This window comes from Anaeromyxobacter sp. PSR-1 (assembly GCF_000964525.1).
Lineage (GTDB): Bacteria > Myxococcota > Myxococcia > Myxococcales > Anaeromyxobacteraceae > Anaeromyxobacter.
In genome coordinates this window covers 1-4,033 of the sequence record NZ_BAZG01000274.1, presented here as the reverse complement: position 1 = coordinate 4,033, position 4,033 = coordinate 1, and the positions used below count along the sequence as shown (strand labels likewise).

Genomic DNA, 4,033 nt, shown 5'->3' with positions numbered 1-4,033 from the left:
CGACGCCCTCGGCGGCGCGGAAGAGCGCCCGCCACGCGCCGAGCGCGAGGTCGGCGCCGTCCGCGAGCCGCGCCTCCCGCGCCGGCGTCCCGCCCATGACGGTGCCCGCGCCGGAGCGGTCCACCAGCCACCACCCGTCGGCGCGCCGCTCGACCACCGCCTGCACGCGGGCGAGCCCGGGATCGGGCAGCGACACGTCGCACTCCGGGCCGCTGCCGAGCGCGGTGCGATCGGTCAGCGTGACGCGCAGCAGCTCCTCGCCGTGGCGGAAGAAGGCAAGCTCGGGCATGCGCCCGAGGCTAGCCAACCCCGCGCCGCGGGTGAAGGTCCGGACTCCGCTGTGAGTGCGGCAAGACGGGGAGTGCGTGGTTGACCCGGGGCGCTAGCCCCTGGCCAGCTCCTCGAACTCGGCGTTGCCCTTCAGGCCGTCGAACATCGGGTCGGTGCGGAGCCAGTCCCGCACCTTGTCGGCGTCCTGCGCCAGCGCCTTGCGCAGCGCCTCGAGCGCCGCGGCCGGCTTGCCCCACAGCGCGTACAGCGCCGCCACGTCGTAGTTGAGGAGCAGGTCGTCCGGCTTCAGCGCCGCGGCCCGCGCGTAGGCGCGCTCGGCCTCGGCGTAGAAGCCCTTCTGCGCGTAGCAGATGCCCAGGTCCAGCTCGGCCTCGAAGTTGGACGGCTCGAGCCGCACCACCTCCCGGAGGTGGGCGATGGCGGCCCGGTAGTCGCCCTCGTCCATGAGCAGGCCGGCCAGCTCGTGGCGCGGGAACGGGTCGGACGGCTCGAGCTCGATGGCGACGCCGAGCTCCTTCACCGCCTCCTCGGTCTTGCCCTGGTCGGCCAGCGTCAGCCCGAGGTTCAGGTGCGCGTCGGGGTGGTCGGGCTCGAGCTGGATCGCGTCGCGGTACTCCGCGACCGCCATGTCCGACCCGTGCGTGGCGAGGAAGCAGGCCAGGTTGTAGTGCGCGGTGGCGCTGTCCGGCTCCAGCCGCAGCGCGGTGAGGTACTCGTTCAGCGCCTCGCGGTAGAGCTTCTTCTCCGAGTACACGGTCGCCAGGTTGTCGTGCGCGTGGGCGGAGCTCGGGTCGAGCTCGATGGCCTTGTGGAACTCGTTGATGGCCTCGTCGAGCCAGCCGCGGTCGGCGAGCTCGATCCCGCGCGAGTTGTGCGCGTCGGACTGGGCGATGGGGTCCTTCTTGTCGCGGCTCACGGCGGCGGAGTGTACTTTCGTTTCGCCCGGAACAGGGGCGCGGAGGTCGGCAGGGGCGAATCTAACCGGCGCCGGCGCCCCGGGGCCAGGGACGGAGAGGGCGGACGGGCGGGCGCCCGGGAGGCGAGGGTGAGGCGAGGGACCGTGTGGTGGGCGGCGGCGATCGCGCTGGCGATCGCGGCCGCCGGGGCCGCCTGGTGGTGGGGCCGAGGCGAGGAGGACGACGAGGCGCGCATTCGCCGGCTGGTGGACGGCGCCGCGGCGGCGGTGGCTTCGCGCGACGTGAACGGGGTGGTGGCGCCGCTCTCCGAGCGGTTCCGCGGCCACGGCCTCGATCGGCATGGCGCGAAGCAGCTCGTCGCGCTCGAGGTGCTGCGCGGCGCCTGGGTCTCGGCCACGGTGGCCGGCGCGACCGTGGCGGTGGACGGGGAGCGCGCCGCGGCGCAGGTGGACGCGGTGCTGGCGCGCGCCGCCGGCCGCGGCAAGGCGCTCGCCGAGCTCCTCCCCGGCGAGGGCAGCGCGCACCGCTTCGCGCTGCGGCTCGAGCGCGAGGAGGACGGCTGGCGCGTGGTCGAGGCGGCCTGGCGGCCCATCACGCTCGCCGAGGCGCTGGCGGGGCCGCCGCCGGCGGAGCTCGCGCCGGCCCCGGACCGTTGACGGGGACGACCCTGGAGGGCATGCTCCGCCTCCCGGCTCGCGCCGGCCCCGACCGATGGCCCTCTACACCGTCCTCTCCAGCGAGCAGATCGCCGCCGCGGTCCGGAGCTTCGGGCTCCCCGCGCCGGACCGCGTCCAGCCGGAGCCGAAGGGCAGCGTCAACACGAACTACCACCTGTGGACCGGCGGCGAGCGCTGGTTCCTGCGGCTCAACGAGGGCAAGACCGACGCCGACGTGCGGTTCGAGGCCGAGGTCCAGCGCTACCTCCACGAGGCCCGGTTCCCGGTGGCGCGCCTGCGCCTCGCGGCGGACGGCCGGCCCTGGGTACCGGTGGAGGGCAAGCAGGCGATGCTGTTCGCCTACGCGGCCGGCGAGGAGATCTCGCGCGACGCCGCCGGCCCAGAGCGCTGCCGCCGGGTGGGCGAGCAGCTCGGGCGGCTGCACGAGCTCGCGTCCGGGTTCGTGCCGGAGCGCCGCAACCCGTACGCGCCGGAGCGCGTGCGCGGGTGGATCTCCGAGCTGCGGCCGGACGGCGGGGGCGACGCCGACGTGCGGGCGGCGCTGCCGATGCTGGACGACGAGCTGGCGCGCGCGGACCGGCTCCCCGGCGCGCCGCGCGGGCTGGTCCACGGCGACCTGTTCATCGACAACGTGCTGTGGATCGGCGACCGCGTCGGCGCGGTGCTCGACTGGGAGATGAGCTGCGTGGACCCGTTCGCCTACGACCTCGGGGTCGCGGTGAACGCCTGGTGCTACGTGGACCGCTACGACCCGGCGCGCGCGGCCGCGCTGCTCGCCGGCTACCGGTCGAAGCGCCGGCTCGAGCCGGAGACCGCGGACGCGCTCTACCCGTGGGCGCGCTACGCCGCGCTGCGCTTCACCGCCTCGCGCATCCACGCGTTCCACCGCGCCGAGCTCGGCGCCGACCGGCTCGCCTGGAAGGACTGGCGGCGCTACCGCGACCGGCTCGCCGCGCTGCGCGACATGGGCGAGGGCGGGTTCCGGGCGCTGCTCGGCGTGTGACGGCCGCGCCCCGCTCGCGGTTCGACGGGCTCACCGCGAGCGAACTCGGTCTCCGCTCGCGGTTCGACGGGCTCACGGCGAGCGAACCCGGTCTCCGCTCGCCCCGAGCCTGTCGAGGGGCGCGCGAACGGCTCGAACCGGCTCGCTCCCGATCTACATGCCGGCGGTGAACAGCCAGCGGCCGTCCACCTTGCGCAGGTGCATGCGGTGCACGTCGGAGTCGCGCCGCGGCACCACGCCGGTCGGGGTCTTCACCCGGTACCAGCCGTCGTAGAACACCTCGGCGACGGCGCGGTCGCCCTGGACCTCGATCTTGCGGACCTGGATCTCCAGCTTCAGCGCGTCCACCTTCGCGAGGTCCTCGGGCAGCGTGCGCGCGAGCGTGGCGCGGTCCACGTCGTCCTCCGGCGCGGGCGTGGCGGCGTCGTCGAAGTAGTCCGGCGCGGCGAGCGCGACCACCGCGGCCGCGTCGCGGCGGCCCATGGCCTGGACGTACTGCTGGATGGCCTCGAAGACCCCGCGGTTGTCCCGGGTGTCCTCGATGTTGGTGCCGGGGAGCTGGCGCGCAGCGCAGGCCGTGGCCAGGGCGAGCAGGAGGGCGAGGCGCTTCGTCATGCGCGCGACTTTGTCCCGCCCGAGGTGCCGCGTCAATCTTCTCGGGCCTTTCCGGGGCGCCGCGGCGGGCGGTTGCCGCCGCGCTTTCCCGCCGCATACATTTCCGGCGATGGCCGATCCCAGCCTCGCCTCGCTCCGCGCCTTCTTCGAGACCGCCCCCTGCCGCCCGCAAGGCCACCCGGCCGCTGGCGCGCGGCGCGCGCGTGAACCTGGCGCTCGACGACGGCCCGGCGCGCTTCACGATGGCGAGCGGCGCGCCCGCGGTGGAGGCCGGCGCGGCGCCGGATCCGGACTTCACGCTCACCCTGCCGGCCGGGGCGGTGGAGCGCATCACCGGGCTCCGCTCCGACGACGTGGGCGAGTTCGGGGTGGAGTTCTTCAGGCTCGTCATCGAGCGTGACCCCGCCGTGAAGGTCCGCGTGAAGGTGGACGCGTCCACCGCGCGGCTGCTGGAGCACGGGTACCTGGGCGTGCTCGCGGTGGGCGGCATGAAGGTCGGCTGGTGGCTGCTGAAGAAGGGCGTGAAGAAC

6 protein-coding genes are annotated in these 4,033 nt (G+C 75.1%); 3 read left to right on the top strand and 3 right to left on the bottom strand.

Annotation, left to right across the window (positions count from 1 at the left end; translation table 11 throughout):
• Together PSR1_RS22180 and PSR1_RS22175 are read right to left on the bottom strand one after the other, a co-directional pair.
• Positions 1-289, bottom strand: a 289-nt coding sequence (locus tag PSR1_RS22180) for an FHA domain-containing protein (RefSeq protein WP_152643420.1), incomplete at its 3' end; no start/stop codon positions are given.
• A gap of 93 nt (positions 290-382) precedes the next feature.
• Complete coding sequence (locus tag PSR1_RS22175; RefSeq protein WP_059439499.1) at positions 383-1,207, bottom strand: lipopolysaccharide assembly protein LapB; 825 nt, start codon at positions 1,205-1,207, stop codon at positions 383-385.
• Between the two features lie 129 nt (positions 1,208-1,336).
• On the opposite strand from PSR1_RS22175, the gene PSR1_RS22170 reads away from it, so the two are divergent.
• Together PSR1_RS22170 and PSR1_RS22165 are read left to right on the top strand one after the other, a co-directional pair.
• Positions 1,337-1,864 carry a hypothetical protein gene (locus tag PSR1_RS22170; protein WP_059439498.1) on the top strand — a complete coding sequence of 176 codons (528 nt, stop codon included), beginning with the start codon at positions 1,337-1,339 and terminating at the stop codon, positions 1,862-1,864.
• A gap of 55 nt (positions 1,865-1,919) precedes the next feature.
• Positions 1,920-2,888: a homoserine kinase gene (locus PSR1_RS22165; protein WP_059439497.1), complete on the top strand. Its 969-nt coding sequence runs from the start codon at positions 1,920-1,922 to the stop codon at positions 2,886-2,888.
• A 153-nt stretch (positions 2,889-3,041) separates the two neighbouring features.
• On the opposite strand, the gene PSR1_RS22160 is transcribed toward PSR1_RS22165, so the two are convergent.
• Positions 3,042-3,503: a nuclear transport factor 2 family protein gene (locus tag PSR1_RS22160; protein ID WP_059439496.1), complete on the bottom strand. Its 462-nt coding sequence runs from the start codon at positions 3,501-3,503 to the stop codon at positions 3,042-3,044.
• A 203-nt stretch (positions 3,504-3,706) separates the two neighbouring features.
• On the opposite strand from PSR1_RS22160, the gene PSR1_RS22155 reads away from it, so the two are divergent.
• The coding region (locus PSR1_RS22155; protein ID WP_237758200.1) for an AAA family ATPase at positions 3,707-4,033 on the top strand (327 nt) is incomplete at its 3' end.

Excerpts from the sequence above, each read along its gene's own strand:
- PSR1_RS22165 (WP_059439497.1), top strand. The coding sequence starts at position 1,920 with ATGGCCCTCTACACCGTCCTCTCCAGCGAGCAGATCGCCGCCGCGGTC.
- PSR1_RS22160 (WP_059439496.1), bottom strand. The coding sequence starts at position 3,503 with ATGACGAAGCGCCTCGCCCTCCTGCTCGCCCTGGCCACGGCCTGCGCT.